Consider the following 26,263-nt stretch of genomic DNA (forward strand, 5'->3'; position numbering starts at 1 on the left):
AGGCCGTGAAGGCTCAGGCGACAGCGACCCAGTTGCCGCTCCCGGTGCCGGATTGCTTGACCCAGAAGGTGCTGCCGACGCCGCCATTGAGGTTGCGGAAGGTCGAGCCCGCCGGGGCGGAGACCACATTCAGCGGCGATCCCCGGCCGATCAGCTCCACCGCTCCGGTCGGTTCCGTGTCCGAGATGAGCCGCACCATGCCGCTCCCGGCCGGATGCAGGGAAATATCCCCGGCACGGGATTTCAGCGCGACGCTGCCATCGCCGTTGGGCGAGACATAGTCGCTCTGGCTGAACCGCGCCGCCCGCCACCCATTTGCCCCCATGCCGACCCAATCGACACTGGCCCCCGCCGGCACGGTCATCGTCGTCCCCGTCCAGTTGTTCAAAGGCTGGCTGGCGCCGGGCGCGAAACTCACCGCCGCCAGGCAATCCACCGTCAGCTCGCGGTCCTGCCAGCTCGGCAACCCCACCTGCACACTCACCGTCGCCCCGCTGCCGTCGCCGGAAATCGTGGCGGTGGTGCCGCTGCCATAGCCGCTGCCGAAGGCCGACATCTGAATGCCGATCACCTTGCCGCCGCTCAGCCAAACACGCGCCGCCGCCCCGGTGCCGGTGCCGGAAATCGTCACCGTCGCGGTCGTGTATCCCGCCCCCGGCGCGGTAACCTTGATGAAAGTCACCGTCCCCGCCGCCAGCGCGCCTTGCGCGGTCAGGATCTGCGCCACCGGCGCGCTGGCCTGGGAGATGCTCACCGCATCCGCCAGATCCGGCACGGTCAGCGTATAAACCCCATTCACGCTCGCCGGATTCACCGGCCAGCGCGTGGTGAAATTCACCACATTGCGGCGCAGGATGATCGAATCCGTATAGGCCGACAGCGCCGTGGTCAGATTGCCCCCGGGATTGACCATGACGACATTATCCTCGACCCGGATATTCTGCGCCGCATCCCGGATCAAAATCCCGGTGACGCTGCCGCTGTAATTGATCCAGTTCCCGCAGATCGACAGCCCCGTACAGGCCAGGCCGAAATTATCCCCCGAACCGTCGGATTCCACATTCTGCACGGCAATACCCGCGCCGGTGCAGTCCTGAATGAAATTCGACCGCGCGGTGCAATATTGCCCGCCGCCGATATTCAGCCCCATCCAGGCGCCATTGATGTAATTGCTGCAAACCTCGGTATAGATCGACCCGCCGCAATCGATCCCGAAGGCGGTGGCGCCGGTGATCATGTTGCCCGAAATTTTGCAATAGCCGGTATCGCAGAGAATCCCCGCCCCGAACCCAACCGCCGTGCTGTTATTGGCACACAGATTGCCCGAGACGAGAATATTCCGGCCGGACACATAGATTCCGTAGATGCCGTTTTCATAACAATTATTGCCGGTGATCACCGCGCCCAGAATGTCCGGATTGGCATTGCCGTACAGGAAAGGCTGGGTAAACACATTATTGGCGACAAAATTGCCCACCAGGATGCCAATGGCATTGTCCCAGCAGCTATTGCCGACAATCTGCAAGGCGCGAACCTTCAGCACAAATGCCGGATCATGGCTGTCGGCATAGATCCCGTTATTTTTATTGCCGTATGCGCGGGAATTGGTAACGCTGATGCCATCGGTCGCGAAAATCATCAGCCCGTTATTGGCATTGCCGGTGAACTCGCAATCATCGACATGGTGCCCCACCAGCGTCGGGTCGCTGGCCAGATAGGTAAGGCCATTGCCGTTATTCGGCCCCTGCGCATTCTGAAAACTGCAACGCGTGATCAAAGAGCGCGTACAACCCGGCTGCACCGCCACCGCCAGCGTATCGGCGGTGATCGACGCATTCGCATCGAACACCACGCCATCGGCAAAGAAATTCGTCGCCGCGATGTTCAGCCAGGTCGCCGTGCTGGCACTCCCGGTCTTCGATTGCGCGGACCGCTTCAAAATCGAAAGCCCCGCGCTGCCCACCAGGCAGCATGTGGCGCCGGTAATGTCGGTCTCCCCGGCAATCGCGTAAGTCTTTGCGCCGAGCCGCACCGGATGGCCGCTGGCAATCGCCGCCAGCAACGCCGCGCTGTCGTCAGTCACCCCGTCGCCCACCGCGCCATAATCCTCGATCGACACGGCATTTCCCGTCAGCGCCGCGATGGTCCGCGCCACGCTGCCCCCGGCCGCTGTCGCCGTCAGCCCGCCCGCCGGCAGGCCGGGTACATTCGCCATGCCGGCCAGGAAATTGGCATAGGAGACCGCCTGGTTGGCACCCGCCTGCCCCAGCGCCACCAGATCGCTGGCCCCCGGCACGGTTCCGCTCGGCAGCCCGGCAATCACGAAGGGCGCCGCCGTGGCCGACAAAGTGCTGCCCGAAAGCGCCAGATTGGCGCCGATGGTGATCGGCTGAGGGGCGGCCGTACCCGGCCCCACCCCGCCCAGCAGCGTATTCTGCGGCAGGCTCAACGCCGCCTGCGTCCCTGCCAGCATCTGCGCGCGCGTCGCCGACAAGGTCTGGTTATTCTGGAAGATCGCAACCTGCGCGCTGTCGGAAACCGAAGCCGCAAGCGGCAACTGGCCAATCGTGGTCATATGCAGTCCTCTCTCAAAGGGTGGTGAGCGGCGTGCCGGTCGGGTCGGTCAGCGGCTGGCCGCCGGCCGTTGTCAGCGCATCCGCCGGTGCCGGGATGCTGGCCAGCGCCACCACCGGCAAAGCCAGGCTGCGTGCCAGGCTGCGCCCGCCGGTGGTGCCGGCCGTCACCGTCACCGTATAAATCGTCCCCGCCACGCCCCCGCTCAGCCACAGCACGACACGCGGCCCATCCGCCGCCGCCGAAACCAGCGTCAGATCGCCTGGATTCTGCGGGCTTACCGTCACGCTCAGCGTGCTGATCGAATCACCGGGATTACCGCTCAGGGCCGGTGCCAGATCGAACACGTAATCCAGCGTGTCGCCCGGGTCTTTCTGCGGCCACACCAAAGGCTGCGGCGGCGGAATTTGCGGGCCGCGCGGTGTGGCGACAAATCCGTCAATCTGCAGATAGCGCGCATTGGAGGGCCGCCAGAGCTGCGTTGCCTGTGTGCTCATCTCCAGCTCCTCAATATTCCACGATCACGATGCCGGCCCCGCCGGCGCCGCCGGGCGAGCCCACCGGGCTACCGCCCGGCGAACAGCCGCCACCGCCACCGCCGCCGCCATAGCCCGGCGCCGCAACGCCGGAGAGTGGACCGCTGGCACCGCGCCCATTGCCAGGGCCGCCGCCATCGCCACCCCGGCAGGCGACGACGATGGAATCCGTCCCCACCGCGCCCGCCATATTCACCTGCCCGCCAAAGCCCTGCCCGCCCGCGCCGCCGGCATTGGCGAAATTCGCGGCAGTCCCGCCATTGCCGCCAGTGCCGCCGCCCGCAGTGATGAAGCCGCCGAAATTCGAAGCGCCGCCGCTGCCGCCATTGCCATACGCACCAGGTGCCGCCCCCCCGGCCCCGACCGTCACCAGAATCGCCTGGCCCGGCGTCAGCCCGGAAATGATCCCCGTCACCTGCGCCCCGGCGCCACCGCCGCCACTGGGCATGGTGCTGTGATAACCGCCGGCCCCACCGCCGCCGATCGCGCTCACCTTCACCACGCTCACCCCGTTCGGCACCACAAACGTGCCAGACCCGGTAAAGACCTGCTGATTGGCAAACCCCGGCCGCAAAGCGGGCAATTTGTAGGACAGAAACGGCGCCTGCGGCAGCAGCGCGATGCTCGCCGCCGTCACCGCAATCTGCCCGTAATTCACCGTCACCATGTAAAGCCCCACCCAGCCGGCATCCACCGCCGGCGTGGTCTGCGTGCCAGACGAGGCCGCCGCCCCCGGCTTCACCTGCAGCTGCACGCGCTGCACCCGCATCGTATTCTGCGCGGTGCCGGAATTGGCCGGGCCGGAATAAGGCTGGGTCGGGTTGGCGGCGTTGACATAGGGCAGCACCACCGGGTCGGCATCGCTCTCCGCGAACGCCGCCTCGATCAGATAATTGATCGATTGCCCGGAGGAATTCGGCGCCGCCAGCGGGAAACTCGTCGCCCGCAGATTGATCCCGGTTTTGACGATCTGATCGGTCAGATCCGCCGCCAGGGACCCGTAGGAGGTGGCATCCACGCTGGAGAGCTGGGTGATGCTGCCCGCCCCCACCACCACCGCGAGCGAGGCCGGGACGGTCGGCGTGCAGGCCAGCCCATCCACCACCGTGCCGGTGCCCAGCGTCGCGGCGCTCAGCGCCGCCAGGCCCACCATGGCATTGCGATTGGTGGAGAGAATATCACTATCGAGCGGAATGCTGCCGGGATAGACGATGTTGCGATCCATGAATGAGCCTTCAGTTGGTAAGCCGCGTCCAGGCAATGCTGGATGTCGGAATGAAGCCGGCGATCGTCTGATAAATCTCCGCGTCGCTGACATTGCCGGCCAGCTCAGCCGCGGAACTATACGCCATCGGCGCCACGCCATAGCCGCCGGGGCCGACGCCGTAGCCGCCGGCATGGCTGGCCGGCAGGGCGTTCGGCCGGTAGGCGGTCAACAGAAACTGGTAGGGCATCGCCAGGCTGCCATAGCCGCCCGCGCTGTTATACCCGGCATTGAGATTATAGCCGCCGGTGTCACTCGGGTTGCGCGGTTCAAAAATCACCGGCGTACGCCCGGTCAGTACCGTCAACGCCGTGCTCAACGCGGCCCTGGTCGCGCGTGGCGCCAGCAGCGCTGCGCGCAGCCGGGTGCTGAACGCCGCATCCGCCTCACCCGGCCGGCGCGGCAAGGCCGCGCCCAGATAATCCTGCCCCGCGATGTCCAGAAACACCCCGCTCGCGGTGGCGATGCGCAACTGCGCCCGCGCCTGCTGCAAAAGCGTGTAGATATTCGCCCAGCCTTGCCCCAGCCCGTTCAGCAGCGCGGCGAGATTGGGCGCCTCATCGGCAAACCAGCCGGTCGGCAGCAGCTGCGCGAGACGGGCGGCCATATCGGAAACATCGCCGATCATCTCAGGCCACCGCAATCACGCCGGCGCGCACCGCCCCGAACCTGCCGGGCACCAGATCCGCGGTGCCGCCATTCAGCAGCAATCCGGAAATATTGTTGATGGCGCTGGATGCATCGTAAACCAGCTGCGCCAGCCTTGTGTAGCTCAACGTACCACCCACCGGCAGCCCCGCGATATAATCAGCCAGCGCCGCGGCCACGGCGGCCACCGCCACCGGATGGTCGGCCAGGCTGTCCGTGCTCAAACTCAGCGAGATATCGGCCCGCGTCACCACCGGCCCCTGCACCGCGAAGCTCGTGCCCACCGGGCGCACCTGCTCCACCGCCTGCTGCACCGTCGCCAGCAGGCTGGCCGGCGGCGACCCGGTGCCATCATCCACCGTCACCACGAAAAACCCCATCTGGGGGGTGCCAGTCTGGTCGAGATTCTCCGCAATCGCGTAGCTCAACCCCTGCATGATGCCAGCAATGGCGCTCGCGATCGACGCCGTCGTCGCCTTCGACAATCCCGCCAGATACATGCCGAAGCGCTGCTTGAACGCGGCATCGCTTTCCGCATCCAGCCCGCCGGTCAAGGCATTCGGGTTGCTCACGACATCCACCCCGGCAATCGCAGCACTCAACAAAGAGATCGCGCCAGCCTGCACATTTCCGGCCTGCCCGGCGATGGCGGCCACCACCGTCACGCTCACCGCGGCGATATTCGCCGCCAGCACATAGCCGCCCAGCGCGGCGCTGTAGGCCGGATTGCTGCTGTCCGCGACGATGATGAAACTCTGCTGATTATTCGCCGTGCCGACACTCGCCCCCACCGGGATCAACGCCTGCAGGCTGGGGGTGAAACGCGACATCACCACAACCCCGCTGGCCGCCACCGCCGGCAGCCGCGCAAACCCGAAATCCGCGCCGAAACTGTCGCAATCCACGCCGGCACTGGTCGCCAGCCGGGTCGCGCTCAGCGTCTGCACGATCAGCCATTGCATCCACAGCGCCAGCGCCGCATTGGCCTCCAGAATCGCCCGCAGCACGGAGCCGACCGTCAGATCCAGCAAGCTCGCCGCGGCCCCCTGAACAGACGCCGCCATCCCCTCCACCAGCGTGGAGAAATTCTGCAACGATAATCGCATGTCCGTCCTATATGGAAAATGAAAGCGATGCGGTCTGCCCGGTCGCGGCATCGACATATGAAACCGTGGCATTGACGGTGCCGTCATCGGCCATGCTCATCGAAACCGTTGGCGGCGGGGACTGCATCACCTGCGGCTCGCGCCGCATCTGCGCGCGCACCAGCCCGGCCATCAGGCTCAACGCCGCCGGCTGGCCGATAAACTGCCCCAGCCCCGCCCCATAGCCAAGCTGCCAGATATAATCACCAGGATTGGTCAGCAGCCGGCGCAAAACCCGCTGCTGCACCAGCGCCTGGTCATCGAGAACCGCCAGATCGCCCGACGCGCTGACCATCAAATCGCCGCCAAACTGCAAGGCCAGATCAGCCATCACACAATCTCCGTCGGCAGCCCGGTCATGCCGTTCGGCGCCTGATGTTGGTGCCCGTCATAGGCATTTCGCAACGCGGCCAAGCTCCCATGCGCGCCGCCCTGGTCAGACACAAAACCGCTGACGACAAGATTGCCCTGCACCTTCACCGTTGGCGCCTGCAGCAGAATGCTGCCGTCATTGGAAAGCTTCACCGCGCTGCCGCTTTGGTGCAGCAGCCATAATTCGCCGGCCGGCGCGCCGGTGGCCTTGTCCTGCGCGGACCAGACCGCGCCAGCCACCACGCCCTGCTCCGCATCGCCCTCCTGCGCCAGCACCAGCACCTGGGTGCCCGGCGGCAAGGGAGCCGCCAGCCCCCAGCCATTGCCTACCCAGCAGGACATCACCGGCAGCCAGCCGCTCAAAACATTCTCAGGCTGGATCAGCACTTTCGCCGCATAGGCCACCGGGTCGAAACTCGCCACCAGCCCGAAGCGCAGCGTCCCCGCCAAGCCGTCCAGCCCCCCCGCATGGGCCTTGATCAGATTCCGCAGCTGGTCCATTCACGCCACCCCGTAGGCTTTGAGGCTCTGCACAAACCCGTCCCTGTCATTCAACCGCCATTGCAGAGCGGCCACCTGGTAGCTGCCATCCAACGCCGTCTGCGTGCCGCTCAGCAACAGCGTATCGCCGACCGCATAGCTGGCGTCACCCGGCATCCGCCCCAGCAAAAGCTGCGCGTGGCGCTGGACATTCTGCAAATAGGCGCTGGCATACTCCCCCGCCTGCTGGGTGGTCAGGTTCGGGCGGACCAGATTGGTCGCCTTGCCGCTCCCCGCCGCTTGCGTCACCACCTTCTTGTCCCGGCAATTCCAGGACCGCACCGTGACACTGGCCGGCAACGCCGTGATCAGATCCACCTCCAGCCTCAGAAAATTCCGTGCCGTCACCATCCGCACATTCGTGTTCAGCATCGGGCCGAAATTCAGCGTGCCGTTCACCACCGAAACCGCGAACCCCGCCGCCTCCGCCAGGCCGCACAGAAGCGACCATTGCGTGCTCGCCCGCGCCCCCACCGTCAGCGCGCTGCGGGCATGGTCGATCTGATAATACTGGCCGATCAGCGTCTGCGTCGGCGTCACATTCGCCGCCAGGCCATGCGCCTGCGCCACCGCCAGCGCCACATCGCTGGCCGTCTGATTGACAAAGCTCTCGGAAATCTCTGTATCGATCAGCAGCGCCGTCTCATCGCGCCCCTGCAACACCGCCACCCCACGCGCCAGATCGAACCGGAGCGTCTCAACCAACCCCGACAAAAGCGGCGCAAACCCGAACCCGTCCGCGCCGATTTCCAGCAGGATCGGCACCGGCCCGCCGCCGTCCATCGCCAGCGGCAACAAGGAGGCCGCACTGGCCGCGCAGACCAGCCGGTAGCGCCCGGCCTGGTACAACCCGGCCGCCTCCACCTCCAGCTCGACCACCCCACCCAGCTCAACCCCGCCCAGGCTCACCCGCGCGCGCGGCTGCTCAACCGGCAATGCCGCCTCCGGCCGATGGGTTGCGTTCCGGGATCACCAAGGTCGTCACCCCGCGCAGCACCGGATCGCTGATCTGGTTGGCCTGCGCGATGCGGATCCATTGTGTCGCATCCTGCAGATATTGCGCGGCGATGGCGAAGAGATTGCCGCCCGCCACAACGATGACCGTGCGCATCAAACCGCCTCCAGAGCCGAATTCACCACCGCCCGGTTCACATAGCCGGACATCCCCGCCAACCCCGCCAACTGCCCGCTGCGGGCATTGATCTGCGTCAGCGCGTTAACCCCGGCGACAATCGTCGCCGCCCCCGCCAGAGCCGCGCCAGCCGCCCCCAGAGCGGTTCCAGCATTGCCCATCGCCCCGGCGATCCCGGCTTGCGCCGCCGCCAAAGCCGCCAGGCTCGTCCCCGCCAGCACCTGCCCCGCCTGTCCGGAAAATCCCGTGGCGGCCACGATGTCATTGCCAATCAGCGTCGCCACCGGCAGCGCCGCCGCCACATCCGCCAGCGGGTCGCTCACCACCACACAGGTCAGCGCAAACGGAATCAGATTCGGCCGGCGATATTCCGCCACGAAGCTGCTGATGATGACCAGATAATAAAACCCGCCCCACACCAGCGGCATCTCGCTGCCCTGCGCCCGGGCAATATCCAAAAGCTGCGCCCGGGCGGCGGCATCCTGGCCGGAGAATATGCCGGAGAATGAAATCTCCCCATCATCCAGCCCCAGCGCGCCAACCACCCGGCCGCCGCCGATGATATTCTGCACCGCCAGGCGCTGCCGGCCGCCGAAGCGGATCTTCTCCGGCACTTCCATGTCGCGAAACGCGACATTGCCCAAAGAGAGCACGACATCACTCATCCCCGCCCTCCTGCCTCCTCATCACGCCAGCGCAGCGCCGTCCAGTCGAAGCGATGCCCCTCCAGCGTGCCCATCGTCACGATGAAGGCCAGCCGCTCCGCCTCATCCAGCCCGAACGCGATCTCGAACGGCACCCCGCAGCGCACCAGATACAAACAATCTGTTAGCCCAGGGTGCCGGCTCAGTTTCCCGCTGCGGCCGCCAGATCAGCCGGCTCAGCCGCAAGCAGCGCCTCGCCCACGGCGGCCACACCCTCCTCATCCAGCCGCTCCAGCGCCGCCTCGATGCCCGCCTCGCTGCCCGGAAACGGCAGCGGCACGCCATCCACGCTGGAGACGGCAGCGGCAATCCGCGCCAGCCCGATATAAGCGCGGTTCTCGGAAAGCTCCGGCCCCAACACCTTATAAAGCCGCAGCTGCTCCAACACGCCCATCCGCCGCAGCTCGATCACCCGGCCCTTCGCATCCGTCACGCTCTGCGCCATCACACCTTGGTCCGGCTGGAGGCGAAGAAATCCAAACGCTGCGTCACCGTCGCATCGCCCTTGTACAACCCGGCGGAGGCCAGCTTGAACACGGCATTGTTGAACTGGTAGGTCGAGGTCGAGCCATCCGGCTCATTCACATACTGATAGAGCGTGCCACCATTGATGCTCTGCCCGTTCAGGTAGGCCGCCTCGATCTGCGCGATGAAATCATCGGCGGCGGAGGAGCCGCGATCCAGCATGAAGCTGCCATTCCAGCCCTTCGGCAGCTCCGCCCCCAGCTGCACCCCATCCAGCCGGTCCACCCGCAAGGGCAGCGTCACCTGGCTCGCCTCAAAGCCGGTGACATGCGAGAGATCGACCCGCCCGAACGGCCCCATCACCACAATCTGGCAGTCGCTGCCAACGGAAAATGTGTTAAACGGCATGTCTCATCCCTCTCTTCAGGCCGAAACCGGCACGGTCTGCACGCTCACCTGCACCGTCTGCCCGCCCTGCACATTCACGATGAATTTCTCGTTGATCGCCTGGTACTGCACCTGCACATCCGCCTGCACATAGCCCAACGCCGTGCGGCTCTGCGGATTGTTGCTGACATCGCAGATCACCGCGAAGGGCATGCTGCCATCGGTGCTGCCCAGCATCCCCTGCTGCAGCAGCCCGTTCAGAAAGGCCAGCAGCGTGGCGCGGATTTTCTGAAACAAAGTGCTGTTCACCAGCTGCCCGACATACCCGCCCATGCCCGCCTGCAAGGTCGCGGCGATATAGTTGGTCAGCCGCGTATAATTATCCCCGTTCACCGCCGCACTGGAGGAGGAATTATGCCCGCCGCGCACCCCCCAATAGGCCCCGCCCGGCTGCGGATTGGCAATCACATCGATCCCCGCACTCAGCAGCGCCGCGAGATCCGCGCTGGCATAGGTCGTCGCCGTCGCACTCCCCGGCTGCCCGGATTTCTGCGAGCCCACCACCCCATAAAGCGGCTTGTTCAGCGAGGATTGTTCCGGCGACAGATTGGCCAACCGCCCCGCCACAAACCCTTGCGGCGAAACCAGCCTGGTCACCGCATTGGCCTGGTCGAACCAATAGATCCAATCGCCAAACATCATCTTCGCGGCGTAGGAATCCACCCCCGCCTCGCCCTTCACCAGCACCGCGTTCGCGATCGTATCGCCCGCCGGCCCGGTCAGGATCATATAGACGCTTTCGGACAGGCCGAATTCCATCTGCACGCTCCATTGCGTGGGATCATCGGTATCCGCCAGCAGCGCGATGGCACAGCCCTGGCCGCGCAGCGCATACATGCCCAAACGCGGCGCGGTGTCAGACCCCACCAGCGTCGCCGCAGTCACGCCATTGGCGCCATCGCTGCCCGGCGTGCCGCCGGCGAACGGGTAGCTGCCGGCCGTCGGCGTCGCCTGCACGGATTGCGGGCTCGCCACCACCAGCTGCGAGGGCCCGCGCAGCACGCCATTGCCGCTATTCACCGCATTCGCCAGATTTTGCCAGAATTGCGCGCCGCTGCCGGTGAGGTTGTCAAACACCTCCGGGCTCTGCCCCGGCAGCGCCACCGTCAGCCGCCAGCTATTGGCGGCGGACCCAGCCGAGAGCGTCAGGGTCAGCTGATTGCCCGTGCTGCCAGTATGCACGGCGGTAAAGGTGATCGCCCCCAGCACGCTCAGGCTGGCGGCGGTATCGGTGCCGTCGCTTACCCGCACGCAGCGGAAATTCGCCGCGCCTTGCTGCACGGCGGTCGCCACCTGGGTGCCCATATCATGCTTGCGCGCCATCACCGGCCCGAAGGCGGCGGCATAATCACTCATGCTGCCAATCACCGTCGGCTCGCCCACCGGGCCCCAGCTCGCCGTGCCCACCACGCCGAGCATATCCGTCGGCACGCCATTCAACAGCAGAGATTGCGGCGGCACGATCTGCACATAGAGATCCGGCACCACCAGCGCGGTGGTATTGATCGCCCCTTGCTGAACAATCGGCATCGCTTACGCCCCCTTCGCCAACACGCGCACCACCGAGGCCGCATTGCCGCCGCCCAGCACCTTCAGCACGGTCGCGGCATCCGTAATCAGATCGCCCCGTTTGAACGTGCCAAACGGCTTCAACACCACCAGATGAAAATTCATGTCTGCCTCAGCTTTGATAAGTTCCCAGCACAACCGTGTTGACGGTGGCCGCCATGGTTCCGAACAGCATCGCTGGATCCTGCTGCGCCAGCGTGGTCGGGTATTCGAGCGCATAGACCAGGTCGCGCCGGTAGAGTGCGGCATTGCCGCCATTGTCGCTGCTCAACGTATTGGCGAATTTGATCCGCGCCGAAGACCCATCCGCGAGCGCCACAAACTCATCCGCCATCAACGCCGCATCCAGAACCGGCGCCAGCGCATCGCGCAAGGCAGGGGAGGGGCACCACATCGCCACCCTGATCTCCTGGATCTGCCGGCGGATTTCCTGCAGCGCCCCAGCCCCCGCCACCACCCGTGCGACAAACCTCGCCGCCTGCGGCACGCTGATCATGCTGCCGGCATAATTCACAATCCAGCCGCCCTGGCGCAGCAGCGCCGCCAGATTGCTCGCCACCGTCTGCGCATTGTCATTGGCCTGCACCGCGTAGGCATAGCTTTGCCCATCCACCAGCACGCCGGCCAGCAGGCCGGTCGAGCAGCTGCCGGAAAAGCTGGCACTCACCCCGCTCACACTCACCGCCAAGCTGCCGCTCGCCGGGCTCAGCGCCTGCCAGATGCGCGGATAGCGCGTGGTGATCTTCGCCGGCGTCTCGGTGGCGCTCACACTCACATGCGCCATGCCCTGCGCCAGATCCGCATCCAGCACCGGCGAAAGCGGCCAGCCCCGATAAATCTTGCAGTCCACGCCTAGAACACTCGGAGCCGCCGTGCCGCTGGGATACACCGCATTCGCGGCAATCCCCGCCAGCGCCGCCTCCACATCCGCCAGATCCGCCATCAGCGCACCGCCTGTACGCAGGAGAGCCGCCAGATGCCGCCAACCGCCTCGATGCCGGTCAGCGCATAACGCTCGCCCCGCTCATTGATCAAAATATCCGCCACCTGCGGCACCACCTTGTCCACAGCCGGCAGCAGCGCCACAAATCCTGGCACCCTGCCATCATCAGGCAGCCCATCCCGCGTGCGGTCGCCCAGCCCGCCGGCCAGCAGGCTGGCGGGAAAGCCGGTGAATAACGGCGTCTCGGTGGCCACCTGCACAGCGCCATAGCCAGTCAGGCCGGGCTGCGTCTGCCCGCCCGGCCGCACCAGGGCCAGGAGCCCATTACCCATCACCACCAGCATCGGCTTTGGCGGCTCGATGCTGGCGATGAAGCAAATCCCCTCCGGCCCGGCCAGATAATCCCCCACCCGCAGATAGGACCAATCCGCCCAGGCCTGGCGAAAGGGCACACCAAACCCGCTCGGCTCGCCAACACTGCCCGCCTGGGTCACAAACGCCACGCAGAGCCGCATGAAGCGGTTTTCCAGCGCCAGCGGCGCCTCCGGCCCGGCCGGGCGAAACGCGTCATGCAGAAAGCCCACACGCCGCGCCGCCAGCCCCGCCCCGTAGGCCAGCCGGTCCGCCAGCCGCACCCCGTCCATCTCAAACCACCAGGGTCACGCCGGCCTGCGCCAGCGCCGGGCCGGGCGGCACGCCCAGAAACCCGCACAGCCGGCGCCGCCAGCCATCGAACAGATTGGTGCGGTCGCGCAGCTCATCGGCATTATGCGTCCAGGCCGCCGCACTCTCCGTATCCAGATTCTCAGACGTCGGCGGGATCGCCGCCTCCAGCGTCGCCAGGGTGGAGAGATATTGCAAGCACACCGCCACCTCCGCCGGGGCCAGATTATTCATCCGGTATTCCAGCGTGCCGTAGGCCTGAAAGAACCGCCAGGAGTTGAACCCCGCCGCCCCGGCGCCATAGGCCGGATAGCCGCAAAAACGCCTGAGATCAGCCTTCTGCGCATCGCTGAAGCCGGTAGGCAGGGTGCCGCTCATCAGTAGGTATCCCCATCGCCGAGGGTGAAATAGACCGTGCCGGTGCCACTGCTCAGCAGCACCGCCGCGTTGGTCACGAAAGGCCCCGCATCCACCAGCATCCTTGCCCCGGCGGGCACCGGCGTATCGCTGCCGCTGGCGGAAAGCCCCGAAGCCCCGCCCAGCCGGAAGAAGGCGGTGGCGGCACTGGCATTATAAACCAGCACCGCCTGGCCGCCGCCCGCCAGCGCCACATTCACCGCGCTGGTGGAGGCACTGGCCGCGACGGTCCCGGCCGGGCGGAAAGGTTGGGTTGCACCGCTTGCCATGGCGCCGCCCCCTCAGCCCACATGCTCGAGCATCACCGCGCGCTTGAAATTCGCATTGGTGGCGGTGGGCACGGTGGTCGGCGTGGTGGTGGTGTCGGACGGCGCACAGAAGCCGCCAATCCAGTACCAGCTCTGCGCGATGATCTGCTGCAGCCGGTCGATCGGCTCGCGCGTCACCATCGCCACCCCGTCAATCACCTGCACCAGGCTGTCCTTCGGCGCCACATCATCGGCCGCCATCCCGGCGAAATCTCCCTCGATCAGCGCGCCCTGCCCACACACGATCGGCCGGCGCACATTCAGCCCGGTAATGCTCGGATGCGCCTGCACATAGGCCTCGGTGGTGGTGATGAAGCGCAGGCCCAGGAAGTCGCTCACCATCCCCTGCTGGAACACCGCGTTGGAGGAGGTCGCGCCCTGGAAGAGCTGCTTGAAATCCGCATCCGCGAAGAGCTGCCGGGCGGAAACCGGGTCCAGATAGCAATTATAAACCCCATCCACCGTCGGCACCGCATTGCGCCGCAACAGCGCCACCGCGTCCAGCAGATTGGCCATCGCCAGCGTATCGGTCGCCTGCAGCGCGGCAGTGGTCAGCCGGCTGGCCGGACGCACGATGCGGCTGGCCGTCGCCGCCTGCACCGCATTGCCGGCCGCGCCATCCGCCACGCTCACATTGGTCGCGAAGGTCAGCTGCCCGGAAATCCCGTTCGGCGCACCCGATACATTGGTCGCATCCGCCACCACCCCCACCAGCGTGTAGAGATCCGCCCCCACCGTCACCGCCAACGGATTGCTGGCCGAAACCGCCTGCTGCACCCCGTTGACGAACACGGTCTGGAAACCGCGAATATCATCCACCTCGATGCTCGGCCCCGCCGCGCCCAGCGTGGTCAGCACCCTGGTATTGCCGCCGAAATAGGGGGCGAACAGCGCATTGCGTGCCAGCTCATCCAGGCTGCGCGCCGCCTGCTCGCCATTGGTCGCGGCATTCTGCAGAAACTGCGAGGCGATGCCGACGCGCGAGGTGACCATGTTCAGGTCCTGCGTCGCCGCATAGAAATTCAGCGAAATCGTATATTGCTCCACCCCCCAATTGCTGGAGGTGAGCCCGTTATCCAGATTGGTATTGTTCGCCGCCGCCAGCGGCGTGGTCACGCTCGGCTTCAACCCCGCCCGGGTCTTGGTCAGCGTCTCGCCAATCCCCACCGCGAACTCCTCGCGATCGGCGATCATGCGATAGCCCAGCCTGGATTTCAGCGCGGTCTCAAACTCGCGCTCCAGAAACCCCTGCTGAATGATCGGCTGCAGCGCAGCCGGGAAATTCTGAATCCCCATTGCCTCGTAAATCTCCAGATTTCAGACGTGAACCACCAAGCCCGCCGCGCAACGCGCGACGAGGCAACGATCAAAAATAACTCTGCGTTAGAGATTTCCTGAAAAATCATAAAAGTTTTTTGGTGCCGCTTTTTTTCAAAAAAGCGGCGAAAAACGTTCGGGTGGTGGCAGCAACGTCGCCACCCCCGAACCGTCGTGGGGACTTTTTGAAAAAACTCCCCACACCCCCAAAAACTTCTGATAATTTTCCAGCTATCTGTTGGAAACAGACAGTCTCTATAGAAAAAGCCGCTATCGCCGCCGTAGCAAAGCCGCGCGCGCGCTCAGCCACTCCTCGCGGCTCATCTCATTGGCATGGCGCTGGCGCGGCGGCTCCGGCCGCGGCGGGCTTGCCGCCGCCGAGGAGGATTTCCCCGCCCCGAACAGCCACGGCTTCGCCCGCTTCAGATCCGCCAGCAAAGCCGGAGCATCCTCCACCCCGCCCGCCTCATTCATCCGCAAACTCTCAGGGTCGATCAGCTTCAGCCCGTCCAGATCGATCATCCCGGCCCGGATCGCCTCCGCCTTCAACTCCGCCTGCACCACCCTGGCCCTGGCAGCTTCCTCGGCCCGGGCCAGCGCCGCCTCCGCCGCCTCCGCCCGCTGCCGCCAGGCGGCACTCTCATTCACATCATCGCTCATGGCTCACCCTGCTCGATCGCATCCAGCTCCGCCTCGACATCATTCACCAGATTATTCGCCGCCATGCTGCGCACCGCCGTCTCGCGGGACATCTGCCCAGCCCCCACCAAGGTCGCCACCGCCTGCGCCTCCTTCAGCCGGTCATCGGCCGAAAGCGGATACCAGCGCGGCCAGCGCAAACTCAGCCTTTGCGTGTCATCCAGCACCCCAACCGGCGCGCCGCGCACACTCAACGCAAACAGGCTGGACGCCTTCACCACCATCCGCGCCAACGCCAGAATCCCGCCATCGCCATAAGAAATCCGCAGATTATCAGCGAGCCAGATCAGCCCTTGATTCATCATCTCCAGCGCCCGGCCGGATTGCGGCACCGCCAGCTTCTCGGCACTCGCCCGGTTGCCATGCACGCTCTCCAGCGCGAATTCCCGCAGCGTACGCACATAGGCAATCACCGCCTCCGCCGCGGTGCCGCCAATCTCCAGCAGCTTGGCATCGCCCTTCTCGGAAACCACCAAGGCATTGCCGGCACCTTTCACGATCTCACTGTCGCTGGTCGCCGGCTCCTTAATGAGCAATGTCGGATCGGAGCTATATTTCAACCCTCGCCCCGCCTGCGAAAGCTGGTAGTCAATCTCGATATTGGTCTCGATGGCGGCGCGAAACGTGCAGGCCCCATCAACGCCTTCGCCCCCCGGCAGATTGCGCACCCACACCACCGGCACAAACCCCAGCCCATGCGTCACGCTGCGCAGCTCATCCCTCACCGGCTTCGCCAACGGATCATCGACAGGGCAGGGCAGATACCAAATCTCCTCCTGCGCATCCCACACCCGCTGAAACCAATAGAGCCCTTGCGGATCGACGCCCTCATAGCCCTGCGCCAGCAAATCCGCGCCGCTCACCTTGTAGCGCTCGCTCACCCGCGCCAGCTCATCCGGCACATCCGCCCGCCAGACCGGCGTCAGATACAGGCTCTCCAGCACGGAAAAAAACACCCGCCCGCCCAGCACCCGGAACAGCAGCGCCACCGAGCCCACTGCCCCGCGCAGTGCGGCGTCGATCATCACCTCATTCAGCCGCGCCTCGGCGAACAGATCCGCCAGCACCCGCCCCAACGCCGCATCCGGCGCCTCGATGGTCGGGAAATGCCCAGCGCTGAACAGCAACGCCACGGAATCCTCCACCACCACCCGGCACAGCCCGTAGCGCACCGAGGGCCGGCGCAACCGCAGCGGGATATATTCCCCGGCGCCATTGCGCTCCTCATGAAACTGGTAGGGCAGATCGTCATAAAGCGTGCCATCCAGAACCCGTTTCAGCGCCTGCAGCCGCGCCACGCGCGCCGGCAGCCCCGCATCCACCGGCATGGTGCTGCAAATCATATCGAACATGAAGCGTGCAAACCTTCCGTTATCGGCTGAGCAACGGCACATTCAGCCGCCTGGCCGGCGGCGGCACCAAAATTGCCAAACTATTCACCGCCCGCGACAGCGCATCGATCTGATCATCATGCCCGCCATGCGGAAACTCCCGCATCTCCGCCAGAAACGCGTCATTCCAGCCGCCAGCCACCAAAGCCAGATTCCCCGCATCCACCTGCGTTGCCGCCGGCATCGCCCGCACCAGCTTGGCCTCGCGCTCAGGGCTGGAAAGTATCCGAAACCCCACCAGCCCGCGCGAGAGCAGCGCAATCTGCGCCGCCCCCGCCTGGCCGGGATCCTGCGGCAAGGAAATCACCGTATTCGCGCCATCCAGCCGGGCTGTCTCCTTGATCGCGGCCTCCACCTCGGCCGGCGAGCCCTGCAGGCGGCGTACATCCAGCACCACCAGCCGGTCCTCCTCGGTCAGCCCCAGCTTCAGCCCCACCGTATAATCCGGCCGCCGCCCCAGCCCGGCACTCGTCGCCGCCAGATCCCAGGCCCGCACGCACAGCCGTACCTCAGGTGCTGCCGCCAGCCGGGCAATGCCGGACACCCTGAACAGCCCCGCATTCTTCGCCTGCGGCGCCTGCTGATACATCGCCGCGAAGGCGCGCTCGCCCACTTCCGCGCGCCGGCTCGCCAGCGCATCCGCATTCAACAACTCCGGCCACAAGGCCTCGCCAGGCGCGCGCGCCAGCGGATCATCCGCCTCCGCCAAGGCCGGCAGCCGCAAACAGCGCCACCCCGTCTCGGTGGCCTGCAACCGCCCGGCCAGATCATCCTCATGCCAGCGGGTCATGATCAGCACGATCCGCCCGCCCGGCTTCAGCCGCGCCGTCAGCTCGGCCCGGTACCAATCATACAGCATGTCCCGCTGCGCCTGGCTCTCCGCCTCCGCCCAGCTCTTCACAGGATCATCGATGATGATCAGATCCGCCCGCCGCCCGGTAATCGGCCCGCGCACCCCGGCGGAAAAATATTCCTGGCCCCCCGCCAGGGAAAATCGCGAGGCGGCCTTCGCCGCCCTGGCCATCTCCACCCCCAGCGCCTCAGCGTGGCGGGTCAGCACCGCCTTCACCCGCGCCCCGAAATAATGCGCGAGCGAGGCGGTATGCGCCGCCGCGATCACCTGGGCGTTTTTCCGCCGCGCCAGAAACCAGGCCGGGAACAGCACGGAACCATAAGTGGATTTCGCCGCCCCCGGCGGCATCTGCACCATCAGCCGGTCGCATCTGCCATCCGCCACATCCTGCAAATGGCCGATCAGCCATTCATGATGCTTCGCCGGCCTCTGCTCCAGCTCCTCCATCGCACGCCGCGCGAAGCCCAGAAACCCCGCCGCCTCGCTCTGCTGTTCGATGAAGGCCCCGCCTTGTTTCGGATAACCAGTCTATAAACATTCCTAATCCAAAACGGGGCGGATGGGCAATAACAAAATAACGTAATGTTAGAAAAATTATTTAAGCCGGCGCGCCGCGATAATCCCGATCCCCTGGCCATGCCAACGCTGGATGGATTTATGGTCCGCCCCCAACATCTCTCCCAGCCGCCGCCAGGGATAGAGATGCCGCCCGGTCAGCGGATGCACCAGCGCCCGCGCCCCGACAATTCTGCGGATCACATATTTCCCCTCAGGAATGAAAGCGAGCCAGGAAAATGCTTCATCCATCCGGCCCAACGCGGCCGCGTCCGGGGCCGGGGCGCGCAGCCGCGGGGTCTGCCAGCCATAGGCATCCAGCGCGGTATGCACCACCTCCAGCCGGGTCGTGCGCAGCCCGGTGGAATAGCCCCGCCCCGGCATCGCCAGCACCGTCGCCCCGGCCTCTTCCAACCGCGCGATGATCTCACCTTCCGTCATCATGGCTATCCCCCTCCGGATACGGCTCATCGGTCAGCAATCCCCAGGTTAACGGATGGCCAGCGCGCAAGGGCGGACGGTTGGGGTCATCCAGCCCTTCTTCATCGCGGTTGCGAGGCATTTGCGGTGGCCGCGGCGGCAACGCCGCACGCAGCCGCCGGCCTCGCTCAATCACCGTATTGCGTGACAATCCCAGTATTTTCCCAATCGAAGCCCAGGTCGCGCCCTGTCCGCGCATCTCGCAAATCACCTGGTCGGCCTCGGGTTTCCACAGTCTCGGCAATGGCATCCCGTCCTCCTCTGGTCGTTGCGTATTGTTATTAGCTCTAACTTTTTATGTCAAGAAATACTAACATTGAGTTTGGGCGTCATCCTGTTAGAATGTTTACATGCCAGCAAAGAAGCAGCTTCCCGCTGAGACAGTCGGGGCACGGATCAGAGCGTTGCGTCTCGCCGCCAACATGACTCAAGATGAATTCGCCGCGAAACTGAACGTCTCCCGCTCAGCCATCGCCCAGTGGGAGACCGACCGCGCCGGGCAAATTCGAGAAAATATGGAGAAAATCGCGAAGGTGCTCAACACCTCGCTGGGCTATCTGGTCTCCGGTGAAACCGGCTCCCTGGTCGGGGACGAGCTGGCCCTGATGCGCCTCTACCGCGCCTGCTCGGCCGAGGACCGACGCATGTTGCTGCTCACCGCGCGCCGGCTGGCACGCAGCTGAGCTTTCCGATTTGTGTCAAATCGGTACAGTTTAAGACGGCGCTGGAACGCTCAGCCTTCGCCCGGCCGCAACAACCGCAACTCGCGGTAGACGCCACTCTCCCGGGAAAAATTCCGGTTGTAATAAGGATCGAACGGTAAAACGTTTTCATAGCGCTGACGCATCACTTCATTCTCGAACATGAACCGCGCCAGCTTGGCTTGATCAAAATCATCACCGCGGCTGATGCTTTCCCGATGCTCCGCGACTGAATCCGGCATGAAGATGATTTTCAGTTTCGCCTGCCGCAGCTTCACGCACAAATCCACGTCATTGAACGCCACCGAAAGCTCGTGCTCATCGAACCCGCCCACCTGCATAAACGCACTCTTGCGCACTAACATGCAGGCCGCCGTCACCGCCGAAACCTCCTGCGCCGTTATGGCATGGGCAATATAGCCGGGCGCCTCGCCGCCCAGCCCGCGAAACGCATGGTCGGCCACGCCGCCAACCCCCAGCACCACGCCGGCATGTTGCACCGTCCCGTCAGGATAAAGCAATTTCGCGCCCACCGCGCCCACCCCCTCATCCGCCAACGCCTCATCCAGCATCCGCCGCAGCCAGCGCGGCTCCTGCACAAACACATCGTTATTCAGGAACAGCAGGAACGGATATTTCGCCGCCGCCACGCCGATATTATTGATCCGCGAATAGTTGAACGGCTCGGCGATCCGCAACACCCTGGTGCCTTCGATATTCGCCTGCTCCGCCGCGAATTCCGCCGCCTCCGGGCTGGTCGACCAGTTATCCAGCAACAGAATTTCGTAGCTCACACCCTTGGTATGCGCCCGGATCGCCTCCACGCATTCGCGTGTCATCTCGACATGGTCGCGATACGGAATCAGGATCGACACACCCTGCGTCTTCACCTGCGCGGCGGGGAATTTCCAATCCACCTGATAGCAGGTCAGCCCGCCGCGCGGGCTCACCTTCGCCGGCAGGCCGCGCCGCTCCAGATGCGCCGAAACCGCCGCCGCCCCGGCCATCGCCGCCTTCGGCTTCGCCCCGGTCCCGGCAGCCGCCGTGGAGCTTGCGGTCTTGCGCCAATGATAGAGAATTTCCGGCACGTGATGAATTTCATCAGGCGTCAGCGCCTCGACCAGCCGCAACAGCAGATCATGGTCCTGCGCCCCGTCCAAAGCCGCATCCAATCCCCCCGCCGCGCGCAGGGTTTTCGCCTCCACCAGCACCAGATGGCAGATATAATTCACCTCCAGCAGGAAGCGATGATTGAAATCCGGCTTGAAATGCGGCTCGCTGAACGCCCCGCCGCGCTCCACCTTGTCCTCATCGGAATAAAGCAGCTTCGCGCCGCTCGCCGCCTGCGCCAGCAGCATGATCTCCAGCGCGCCGGGCTCCAGCAGATCATCATGGTCGAAAAACGCGATGAAATCGCCCTTCGCCGCCTTCAGCCCGTCATTGGTCGCGCGCGCGATGCCGCCATTCTTCTTGCGCTCGATCAGCCTGATCCGCGCATCCGCCGCCGCCAGATCCTTCATCACCGCGCTCAGCGTTTTGTCCCCGCCGGCATCGTCGATCAGCAGCAGCTCCCAGTTCTCATGGGTCTGCGCCTTCACGCTATCCACCGCCGCCAGGAAATCGCCCACCCCCGGCCGGTAAACCGGGCAGATCACCGAAATCTTCACCCCGGAGACATCCCGCACCCCGTAGATGGCGCGGGCGCGGGGCAGGGCGAGCGGCCGGCTCTCCAGCGCCCAGCGCGGATAATCCGCGAGCAGATAACGCTCCCGCGGGATCGCCGCCTTCAGCTCCTTCTTCAGATGATAGGCGAAGCTGAACAGCTCATCCGTGCGCTGGATCAGCTGCTCGATCTTCTCGCGCGCATTATCGCCAGGGAAAGAGATCTCCAGCGGGCTGCCGGTCAGCTCCTCGCGCTCCGGCAAGGCGAAGAATTTCAAACTCACCTGCTCGCGCCGGCGCAGTTCCGGCGGCGGCGCGAAGGCGAAGCCACAGGCCGCATCGCTGCCCACCGCCTGCGCCACATCGCCCCGGAACTGGTCCGCCAGCAGCTCGGCAATCGGCTGGCCCTCATGCGTCACCAGCACCCGCACCCCGCCCAGCTTGGTGCCGGCCTCATCATCCACCCGCAGCGCCCAGCCCTGGATCAGCCCGTCCACCATGCCATCCACCGTGGCCATCAAGCGCACCGGCTTGCTCAGCACGAAGCTATATTCCTCCACCGCCCCGCCGGCGCGCGTGCTCACCGGCAGCAGCGCCCCGTCCAGCGTCACGAAGCGCATGCGATGCCGCACCCCGTCCCAATAGCGCTCGGGAATGTCATAGGTGAAGCCAATCCGGCTATTCGTCTGGTTCACCAGCCGCGCATCGTCACGATGCCCATCGCAGGCCATCACATCCTCGATCGCATCATCGATCATCACCCGCAGCTTCAGGCTCTCCGTCGGCCGCTCGAAATCCACCGCCCAGCCTTCCAGCCTTGATGTCTCGATCACATCCAGAAAACAAAGCAGCTGACGCTCGGGCCGCACCGCCGGAGCCTTCACGATCTTGCGCGCCATTCGTCTCACCCTGCCTTCGCGATTTCGTCCAGCAGCGCCTGCGTGGTCAGCTGCCGGCAATAGCCCTTATTGTTGAACAGCGCGCTGTCATGCCGTGCCTGGGTCTGGGTCGCCACCGCATCCACCGGCAGGCTGACCAGATAGCCGAGATCGCACGCATCCCGCACGGCGGAATCCACGCATTGGTCGGTCAGCGCGCCGGTGATGATCAGCTGGCTCTTGCCCATATTGCGCAGCAGATAATGGATATGGGTCGAAATGAATACCGAGGACGAGCCCTTCGCCAGCACGATCTCATCGCCCCGCGGCGCCAGCGCCTCGATCACCTGCGCATCCCAGCTCTGATGATGGCAGAAAAACCCGGTAATCTTGTAATCCAGGCTGAGATCGCGCCCATCGCGCGTCAGCGCCGCCATCACCGTGTAGATCACCTCAATCCCCGCCGCGCGGCTGGCCGCGATCAGCTTCTGCATGTTGGGGATCGCCCGTGCCCGCATCTCCTTGAAGAAAAAGCCGTATTTCGCTTCCTTCTCGGCCGGGTCGATGCCGGCATATTCGCCGCCATCCTCCATGATGTAATTCTGCGCGTCGATCACCAGCAGCGCGGTCTGGGCGGGCACCACCGGCACATTCCGGCTCAGGCCAAAATCCTTCATGCCAGCGCCTCCAACGCCAAGGGTAAAAGCCGCGCCAGCCGCGCCGCCCATTCAACCTGCCCGGCCTCGTCGGCGATCAGATCCTGCCTGATCTCGATCTCCAGATAATCCAGCCCATTCCCCTCGGCATGCACCGGCACGCCGTAATCGCTCTCATCGCTCACCCGGTAAGGCGCATTCTCCCCCACCACCAGCCCGCCCTCGTCCCGCAGCAGGGAAGCCAGCGCCTTGGAGAGCCGGGGATTGCGGTTATACAAAACCGCCACCTGCATCGGCCGCGCCTGGTCCAGATAGACCGGGGTGAAACTATGCATCGCCACGTAAACCGTGCGCGGCCGCGCCGCGATCATCCGGCCGATCGCGCCGTGATACGGGTCGAAAATCGCCACCCGCCGCGCCGCCCGGCCGGCCTCGTCCAGCCCGATATTCCCCGGAATGGGCGTCGCCTCGCTGATTTCGGGACAGGCGCTGGCCCAATGCGGCTGCCGGTTGCAATCGATCACCAGCCGCGAATAAGCCTGCAAAATCGCGGTGGCATCCAGCGCCGCGCTTAAGCGCCTGGTCACCCCGGCAATGCCGATATCCCAGGCGATATGCCGCTCCATATCCTCTGGCCCCACCCCCAGATCCCCCAGCGCGCGCGGGATGGCGCGTCCGGCATGGTCGGCGGTCAGCAGAAACGGGCTCGCCCCGTCGGGGCGCAAAATCTCGTAAACCGGCGGCTCATCCGCCTGCAGCAGCCCCATCAAAACCCCTCCGCCGGGTCATATTCCAGCCATTCCCCGTTCGCGACGGAGCGCCCGGTCAGCGCCAGCAGAAACCCCCAATGGCTCACCAGCAAGGTGCTGGCATGGTCCTCGCGCGCCGCCATCGCCGCCCGGAAGGCCCGGGCGCGCTCTTCTGTCGCCGCCTCGCTCTCGGTCTCCTCATGCCACCAGCGCGCCGGCAGATGCCCGAACTCATGGTGGGGAAAGCGCGTCGCCAGCAGGGCAGGGGGGGAGCCGATATCGCACACGAAGGCAGTGCGCTCGCGCACCTCATGCAGCACTTCGGCGGTCACCCCCGGCAGCGCCAGAAACGGCTCCGCCGTCTGCAAGGCGCGGGTGTAAGGCGAGACGATCACCCGCGTAATCCCGGCGCCCTGCAACGCCTGCGCCGCCGCGCGGGCCTGCTGATGCCCCAGCTCGGTCAGTTCCGGATCCTCGATCCCTGGGTCGCGCTTGGTCGCGGTAAAATGCAGATTGAAATAGCTTTGCCCGTGGCGGAGCAGGAACATGAAACTTCCTTCAAATTTGCCCGGCTTGCCGGGATGGCCCATTGCAACATATGTCTGCCCCCACGCCAACAGGCGCCGCGCCTTGCGCACCGCAACCGGTTGCGCCAGTCTGACCGATCAAGTCTGGTTATGAATAGAGGATGACAGTGGCCGATAACGCACTCCAATCGCTCGGCGGGTATCCCGTCGCCCTGGTGATCTTCGCGGGCATCGCGATCTTCCTCGTGCTGCGGCTGCGCGCCGTGCTCGGCAAGCGCGTCGGCTTCGAGAAACCGCAATCGCCCCCGCCCGGCCGCGCCGCCGCCGGCGCCGGCGCCCCGGTGATCGAGGGCCAGGCCCTGCCGGCGCAAACCGGGCGCGACGTGCCGGACCCGCGCTCCGAGCTCGGCCAGCGCCTGATGCAGATCGTCAATAACGACCCGCAATTCGACCCGCCGCACTTCATCACCCAGGCCGAGGCCGCCTTCCGCGCCATCGTCACCGGCTTCGCCAATGGTGACCGCGCGGCGCTGCAGGCGCTGCTCACCCCGCACGTGTACGAAACCTTCGCCGCCGCCATCACCGCGCGCGAGGCAGCCGGCGAGCGCCAGCGCACCGAGATCAAATCCATCCCCTCGATCAGCATCGAGGACGCGCAGCTCAGCGGCGATCTCGCGGTGGTGGTGGTGCGCTTCATCTCCGCCCAGACCAACGAGAAGCTGGACCAGAACGGCACCCCCATCCCCGGCAGCGCCGAAACCGGCGATGTGAGCGATCTCTGGACCTTCGAACGGCATTTGCGCGGGCCGGATAAAAACTGGCGCCTGGCCGCGGCCCGCAGCGCGTAACATGAAACTCCGCCGCGCCCTCGCCCTCACCTTCGCCAGCGCCAGCGCCCTGGCCCTCAGCGCCTGTGCGATCCCCCAGCAGCAAGCCGAAACCGGCCCCAACGCCGCCCCCGGCCACATCGTGGCGCTGGCCAGCCTGCCCGGCTGGCAGCAGGATAATCAGGCCGCCGCCCTGGCCAGCTTCGTCATCAGCTGCAAGCAGATCGCGCTGATGCCGCCGGACAGCGCCCTGGGCGGCACCGGCCTGGCGCGGGAGCGCGCCGGCCAGGCCGGGCTCTGGCAGCCCGCCTGCAACGCCGCCAAGGATGTGCCCCCCGGCGACCTCACCGCCGCCCGCGCCTTCTTCACCACCTGGTTCCAGGCCTATGAAATCCCCGGCCAGGGGCTCATCACCGGCTATTTCGAGCCGGAATTCCCCGGCTCGAAGAACCAGCGCCCCGGCTATGACGTGCCGCTCTACGCGAAGCCGCCCGTCGCCGCCCTGGCCAACCTGACCCGCACCGAGATCGATGACGGCGCGCTCACCCGCAAGGCGCCGGTCACCGCCTATGTCACCAACCCGGTCGATGCCTTCATGCTGCAGATCCAGGGCTCCGGCCGCATCCTGCTGCCCGATGGCCGCATCCTGCGCGTCGGCTTCGATGGCCAGAACGGCCAGCCCTACACCCCGATCGGCCGCGTCCTGGTGCAGATGGGCGCGCTGAAACCCGACGATGTCAGCTACCAGACCATCTCCGCCTGGCTGAAATCCCACCCTGCCCAGGCGCGCGAGGTGATGGAACAGAATCAGCGCTACGTCTTCATGCGCCCGCTCGGCAGCCTGCCGGCGAATGAGGGCGCCCCCGGCGCGCTCGGCGTGCCGCTCACCGCCGGCCGCTCGGTGGCGGTGGATAAATCCGCCCTGCCGCTCGGCGCCCCGCTCTTCATCGCCACCACCGACCCGGTCACCGGCCGCGCGATGGACCAGCTCGCCATCATCCAGGACACTGGCGGCGGCATTCACGGCCCGGACCGCGCCGATATCTTCTTCGGCGCCGGCGCCGATGCCGAGCAGATCGCCGGCTCCATGCGCCAGGCCGGGACACTCTATCTGCTGCTGCCCAAGCCCCAACCCGCCGCATGACGCGCCCCGCGCCGGCCTTTTTCCCGAGGCCGCGCGGCCCCCGCCCGCCCGGCTTGTTCAGCGCCAGCCAACCGGCTACAGGCTGCACAATGCCGAC

31 protein-coding genes are annotated in these 26,263 nt (G+C 65.6%); 3 read left to right on the top strand and 28 right to left on the bottom strand.

Features of this window, described 5'->3' with window-relative positions:
• Positions 1–13: 13 nt before the first annotated feature.
• The 24 genes from T331_RS0102520 to T331_RS17095 all read right to left on the bottom strand — a co-directional run bounded on the left by T331_RS0102520 (position 14) and on the right by T331_RS17095 (position 18,986).
• Positions 14–2,575 (bottom strand): right-handed parallel beta-helix repeat-containing protein, encoded by a 2,562-nt coding sequence (locus T331_RS0102520; RefSeq protein WP_026438904.1) that lies wholly within the window; start codon positions 2,573–2,575, stop codon positions 14–16.
• Positions 2,576–2,588: 13 nt separating this feature from the next.
• Positions 2,589–3,071, bottom strand: a complete 483-nt coding sequence (locus T331_RS17085; RefSeq protein WP_035178982.1) for a phage fiber-tail adaptor protein — start codon at positions 3,069–3,071, stop codon at positions 2,589–2,591.
• 10 nt (positions 3,072–3,081) lie between these two features.
• Complete coding sequence (locus tag T331_RS0102530; protein ID WP_026438905.1) at positions 3,082–4,335, bottom strand: glycine-rich domain-containing protein; 1,254 nt, start codon at positions 4,333–4,335, stop codon at positions 3,082–3,084.
• 10 nt (positions 4,336–4,345) lie between these two features.
• The gene (locus tag T331_RS0102535) at positions 4,346–5,002 is read right to left on the bottom strand and encodes a hypothetical protein (RefSeq protein WP_026438906.1); all 657 of its coding nucleotides are present in this window, start codon (positions 5,000–5,002) and stop codon (positions 4,346–4,348) included.
• 1 nt (position 5,003) lies between these two features.
• Entirely contained in the window at positions 5,004–6,128 is a 1,125-nt protein-coding gene (locus T331_RS0102540; protein WP_026438907.1) for a baseplate J/gp47 family protein, read from the bottom strand.
• A 7-nt stretch (positions 6,129–6,135) separates the two neighbouring features.
• Complete coding sequence (locus tag T331_RS0102545; RefSeq protein ID WP_026438908.1) at positions 6,136–6,498, bottom strand: GPW/gp25 family protein; 363 nt, start codon at positions 6,496–6,498, stop codon at positions 6,136–6,138.
• Positions 6,498–7,040 carry a phage baseplate assembly protein V gene (locus tag T331_RS0102550; RefSeq protein ID WP_026438909.1) on the bottom strand — a complete coding sequence of 181 codons (543 nt, stop codon included), beginning with the start codon at positions 7,038–7,040 and terminating at the stop codon, positions 6,498–6,500. The genes T331_RS0102545 and T331_RS0102550 overlap by 1 nt, the downstream gene beginning before the upstream one ends.
• Positions 7,041–8,015: a hypothetical protein gene (locus tag T331_RS18995; protein WP_026438910.1), complete on the bottom strand. Its 975-nt coding sequence runs from the start codon at positions 8,013–8,015 to the stop codon at positions 7,041–7,043. It lies immediately after the preceding gene.
• Positions 8,005–8,190 (bottom strand): LysM peptidoglycan-binding domain-containing protein, encoded by a 186-nt coding sequence (locus T331_RS0102560; RefSeq protein ID WP_026438911.1) that lies wholly within the window; start codon positions 8,188–8,190, stop codon positions 8,005–8,007. Before T331_RS0102560 ends, T331_RS18995 begins: the two co-directional genes overlap by 11 nt.
• Positions 8,190–8,876 (bottom strand): hypothetical protein, encoded by a 687-nt coding sequence (locus T331_RS0102565; RefSeq protein WP_026438912.1) that lies wholly within the window; start codon positions 8,874–8,876, stop codon positions 8,190–8,192. The genes T331_RS0102560 and T331_RS0102565 overlap by 1 nt, the downstream gene beginning before the upstream one ends.
• The gene (locus T331_RS19750; protein WP_211248665.1) at positions 8,873–9,031 is read right to left on the bottom strand and encodes a hypothetical protein; all 159 of its coding nucleotides are present in this window, start codon (positions 9,029–9,031) and stop codon (positions 8,873–8,875) included. Before T331_RS19750 ends, T331_RS0102565 begins: the two co-directional genes overlap by 4 nt.
• A 26-nt stretch (positions 9,032–9,057) precedes the next feature.
• Positions 9,058–9,360, bottom strand: a complete 303-nt coding sequence (locus T331_RS0102575; RefSeq protein ID WP_026438914.1) for a hypothetical protein — start codon at positions 9,358–9,360, stop codon at positions 9,058–9,060.
• Positions 9,360–9,788, bottom strand: a complete 429-nt coding sequence (locus tag T331_RS0102580; protein ID WP_008494730.1) for a hypothetical protein — start codon at positions 9,786–9,788, stop codon at positions 9,360–9,362. The genes T331_RS0102575 and T331_RS0102580 overlap by 1 nt, the downstream gene beginning before the upstream one ends.
• A gap of 15 nt (positions 9,789–9,803) precedes the next feature.
• Positions 9,804–11,357, bottom strand: a complete 1,554-nt coding sequence (locus T331_RS0102585; protein ID WP_026438915.1) for a tail protein — start codon at positions 11,355–11,357, stop codon at positions 9,804–9,806.
• A gap of 3 nt (positions 11,358–11,360) precedes the next feature.
• Positions 11,361–11,501, bottom strand: coding sequence for a hypothetical protein (locus tag T331_RS20200; RefSeq protein ID WP_008494732.1), 141 nt, complete (start codon positions 11,499–11,501; stop codon positions 11,361–11,363).
• 7 nt (positions 11,502–11,508) lie between these two features.
• Positions 11,509–12,339 carry a hypothetical protein gene (locus T331_RS0102595; RefSeq protein WP_026438916.1) on the bottom strand — a complete coding sequence of 277 codons (831 nt, stop codon included), beginning with the start codon at positions 12,337–12,339 and terminating at the stop codon, positions 11,509–11,511.
• The gene (locus tag T331_RS0102600; RefSeq protein WP_026438917.1) at positions 12,339–12,983 is read right to left on the bottom strand and encodes a hypothetical protein; all 645 of its coding nucleotides are present in this window, start codon (positions 12,981–12,983) and stop codon (positions 12,339–12,341) included. Before T331_RS0102600 ends, T331_RS0102595 begins: the two co-directional genes overlap by 1 nt.
• Position 12,984: 1 nt before the next feature.
• Positions 12,985–13,380, bottom strand: coding sequence for a hypothetical protein (locus T331_RS0102605; RefSeq protein WP_008494735.1), 396 nt, complete (start codon positions 13,378–13,380; stop codon positions 12,985–12,987).
• Positions 13,380–13,688 carry a hypothetical protein gene (locus tag T331_RS0102610; protein WP_008494737.1) on the bottom strand — a complete coding sequence of 103 codons (309 nt, stop codon included), beginning with the start codon at positions 13,686–13,688 and terminating at the stop codon, positions 13,380–13,382. The genes T331_RS0102605 and T331_RS0102610 overlap by 1 nt, the downstream gene beginning before the upstream one ends.
• A 12-nt stretch (positions 13,689–13,700) precedes the next feature.
• Positions 13,701–15,023 (bottom strand): DUF4043 family protein, encoded by a 1,323-nt coding sequence (locus T331_RS0102615; protein WP_026438918.1) that lies wholly within the window; start codon positions 15,021–15,023, stop codon positions 13,701–13,703.
• Positions 15,024–15,314: 291 nt separating this feature from the next.
• On the bottom strand, positions 15,315–15,704 hold the full coding sequence (locus tag T331_RS0102620; RefSeq protein WP_026438919.1) for a hypothetical protein: 390 nt from the start codon (positions 15,702–15,704) through the stop codon (positions 15,315–15,317).
• Positions 15,701–17,095 carry a phage portal protein gene (locus tag T331_RS0102625; protein ID WP_026438920.1) on the bottom strand — a complete coding sequence of 465 codons (1,395 nt, stop codon included), beginning with the start codon at positions 17,093–17,095 and terminating at the stop codon, positions 15,701–15,703. The genes T331_RS0102620 and T331_RS0102625 overlap by 4 nt, the downstream gene beginning before the upstream one ends.
• A gap of 19 nt (positions 17,096–17,114) precedes the next feature.
• A complete protein-coding gene (gene terL, locus T331_RS0102630; RefSeq protein WP_026438921.1) occupies positions 17,115–18,434 on the bottom strand; it encodes a phage terminase large subunit in 1,320 nt (439 codons plus the stop codon).
• 147 nt (positions 18,435–18,581) lie between these two features.
• Positions 18,582–18,986 (bottom strand): DUF6362 family protein, encoded by a 405-nt coding sequence (locus tag T331_RS17095; protein WP_051622051.1) that lies wholly within the window; start codon positions 18,984–18,986, stop codon positions 18,582–18,584.
• A gap of 386 nt (positions 18,987–19,372) precedes the next feature.
• On the opposite strand from T331_RS17095, the gene T331_RS0102640 reads away from it, so the two are divergent.
• On the top strand, positions 19,373–19,705 hold the full coding sequence (locus T331_RS0102640; RefSeq protein WP_026438922.1) for a helix-turn-helix domain-containing protein: 333 nt from the start codon (positions 19,373–19,375) through the stop codon (positions 19,703–19,705).
• Between the two features lie 50 nt (positions 19,706–19,755).
• Here the strand turns inward: T331_RS0102640 and T331_RS0102645 are convergent, their stop codons facing one another.
• Genes T331_RS0102645 through T331_RS0102660 form a run of 4 tightly spaced genes read right to left on the bottom strand, consistent with a single transcriptional unit; the run spans position 19,756 to position 24,216 of the window.
• Positions 19,756–22,284 carry a glycosyltransferase family 2 protein gene (locus T331_RS0102645; protein ID WP_026438923.1) on the bottom strand — a complete coding sequence of 843 codons (2,529 nt, stop codon included), beginning with the start codon at positions 22,282–22,284 and terminating at the stop codon, positions 19,756–19,758.
• A gap of 5 nt (positions 22,285–22,289) precedes the next feature.
• Positions 22,290–22,940: an isochorismatase family cysteine hydrolase gene (locus T331_RS0102650; RefSeq protein ID WP_026438924.1), complete on the bottom strand. Its 651-nt coding sequence runs from the start codon at positions 22,938–22,940 to the stop codon at positions 22,290–22,292.
• A complete protein-coding gene (locus T331_RS17100; RefSeq protein ID WP_035178986.1) occupies positions 22,937–23,686 on the bottom strand; it encodes an N-formylglutamate amidohydrolase in 750 nt (249 codons plus the stop codon). Before T331_RS17100 ends, T331_RS0102650 begins: the two co-directional genes overlap by 4 nt.
• Entirely contained in the window at positions 23,686–24,216 is a 531-nt protein-coding gene (locus T331_RS0102660) for a histidine phosphatase family protein (protein WP_026438925.1), read from the bottom strand. Before T331_RS0102660 ends, T331_RS17100 begins: the two co-directional genes overlap by 1 nt.
• A 140-nt stretch (positions 24,217–24,356) precedes the next feature.
• Between T331_RS0102660 and T331_RS0102665 the strand changes: the two genes are divergently transcribed.
• Positions 24,357–25,043 carry a Tim44/TimA family putative adaptor protein gene (locus T331_RS0102665; protein ID WP_026438926.1) on the top strand — a complete coding sequence of 229 codons (687 nt, stop codon included), beginning with the start codon at positions 24,357–24,359 and terminating at the stop codon, positions 25,041–25,043.
• Between the two features lies 1 nt (position 25,044).
• On the top strand, positions 25,045–26,166 hold the full coding sequence (gene mltA / locus T331_RS17105) for a murein transglycosylase A (protein WP_051622053.1): 1,122 nt from the start codon (positions 25,045–25,047) through the stop codon (positions 26,164–26,166).
• Positions 26,167–26,263 lie beyond the last annotated feature (97 nt).

The organism is Acidocella facilis ATCC 35904, from assembly GCF_000687875.1.
Taxonomy (GTDB): domain Bacteria; phylum Pseudomonadota; class Alphaproteobacteria; order Acetobacterales; family Acetobacteraceae; genus Acidocella; species Acidocella facilis.

Coding starts and splice junctions, on each gene's coding strand:
- T331_RS0102640 (WP_026438922.1), top strand. CDS start 19,373: ATGCCAGCAAAGAAGCAGCTTCCCGCTGAGACAGTCGGGGCACGGATC.
- T331_RS0102560 (WP_026438911.1), bottom strand. CDS start 8,190: ATGCGCACGGTCATCGTTGTGGCGGGCGGCAATCTCTTCGCCATCGCC.
- T331_RS0102595 (WP_026438916.1), bottom strand. CDS start 12,339: ATGGCGGATCTGGCGGATGTGGAGGCGGCGCTGGCGGGGATTGCCGCG.
- T331_RS0102665 (WP_026438926.1), top strand. CDS start 24,357: ATGACAGTGGCCGATAACGCACTCCAATCGCTCGGCGGGTATCCCGTC.
- T331_RS0102530 (WP_026438905.1), bottom strand. CDS start 4,335: ATGGATCGCAACATCGTCTATCCCGGCAGCATTCCGCTCGATAGTGAT.
- T331_RS0102660 (WP_026438925.1), bottom strand. CDS start 24,216: ATGTTCCTGCTCCGCCACGGGCAAAGCTATTTCAATCTGCATTTTACC.
- T331_RS0102550 (WP_026438909.1), bottom strand. CDS start 7,040: ATGGACCAGCTGCGGAATCTGATCAAGGCCCATGCGGGGGGGCTGGAC.
- T331_RS0102615 (WP_026438918.1), bottom strand. CDS start 15,023: ATGGGGATTCAGAATTTCCCGGCTGCGCTGCAGCCGATCATTCAGCAG.
- T331_RS0102565 (WP_026438912.1), bottom strand. CDS start 8,876: ATGAGTGATGTCGTGCTCTCTTTGGGCAATGTCGCGTTTCGCGACATG.
- T331_RS0102580 (WP_008494730.1), bottom strand. CDS start 9,788: ATGCCGTTTAACACATTTTCCGTTGGCAGCGACTGCCAGATTGTGGTG.
- T331_RS0102585 (WP_026438915.1), bottom strand. CDS start 11,357: ATGCCGATTGTTCAGCAAGGGGCGATCAATACCACCGCGCTGGTGGTG.
- terL (WP_026438921.1), bottom strand. CDS start 18,434: ATGGAGGAGCTGGAGCAGAGGCCGGCGAAGCATCATGAATGGCTGATC.
- mltA (WP_051622053.1), top strand. CDS start 25,045: ATGAAACTCCGCCGCGCCCTCGCCCTCACCTTCGCCAGCGCCAGCGCC.
- T331_RS0102600 (WP_026438917.1), bottom strand. CDS start 12,983: ATGGACGGGGTGCGGCTGGCGGACCGGCTGGCCTACGGGGCGGGGCTG.
- T331_RS0102650 (WP_026438924.1), bottom strand. CDS start 22,940: ATGAAGGATTTTGGCCTGAGCCGGAATGTGCCGGTGGTGCCCGCCCAG.
- T331_RS0102605 (WP_008494735.1), bottom strand. CDS start 13,380: ATGAGCGGCACCCTGCCTACCGGCTTCAGCGATGCGCAGAAGGCTGAT.
- T331_RS0102575 (WP_026438914.1), bottom strand. CDS start 9,360: ATGGCGCAGAGCGTGACGGATGCGAAGGGCCGGGTGATCGAGCTGCGG.
- T331_RS0102620 (WP_026438919.1), bottom strand. CDS start 15,704: ATGAGCGATGATGTGAATGAGAGTGCCGCCTGGCGGCAGCGGGCGGAG.
- T331_RS0102545 (WP_026438908.1), bottom strand. CDS start 6,498: ATGGCTGATCTGGCCTTGCAGTTTGGCGGCGATTTGATGGTCAGCGCG.
- T331_RS17100 (WP_035178986.1), bottom strand. CDS start 23,686: ATGGGGCTGCTGCAGGCGGATGAGCCGCCGGTTTACGAGATTTTGCGC.
- T331_RS0102610 (WP_008494737.1), bottom strand. CDS start 13,688: ATGGCAAGCGGTGCAACCCAACCTTTCCGCCCGGCCGGGACCGTCGCG.
- T331_RS0102535 (WP_026438906.1), bottom strand. CDS start 5,002: ATGATCGGCGATGTTTCCGATATGGCCGCCCGTCTCGCGCAGCTGCTG.
- T331_RS0102520 (WP_026438904.1), bottom strand. CDS start 2,575: ATGACCACGATTGGCCAGTTGCCGCTTGCGGCTTCGGTTTCCGACAGC.
- T331_RS0102540 (WP_026438907.1), bottom strand. CDS start 6,128: ATGCGATTATCGTTGCAGAATTTCTCCACGCTGGTGGAGGGGATGGCG.
- T331_RS0102645 (WP_026438923.1), bottom strand. CDS start 22,284: ATGGCGCGCAAGATCGTGAAGGCTCCGGCGGTGCGGCCCGAGCGTCAG.
- T331_RS17095 (WP_051622051.1), bottom strand. CDS start 18,986: ATGATGACGGAAGGTGAGATCATCGCGCGGTTGGAAGAGGCCGGGGCG.
- T331_RS0102625 (WP_026438920.1), bottom strand. CDS start 17,095: ATGTTCGATATGATTTGCAGCACCATGCCGGTGGATGCGGGGCTGCCG.
- T331_RS17085 (WP_035178982.1), bottom strand. CDS start 3,071: ATGAGCACACAGGCAACGCAGCTCTGGCGGCCCTCCAATGCGCGCTAT.
- T331_RS20200 (WP_008494732.1), bottom strand. CDS start 11,501: ATGAATTTTCATCTGGTGGTGTTGAAGCCGTTTGGCACGTTCAAACGG.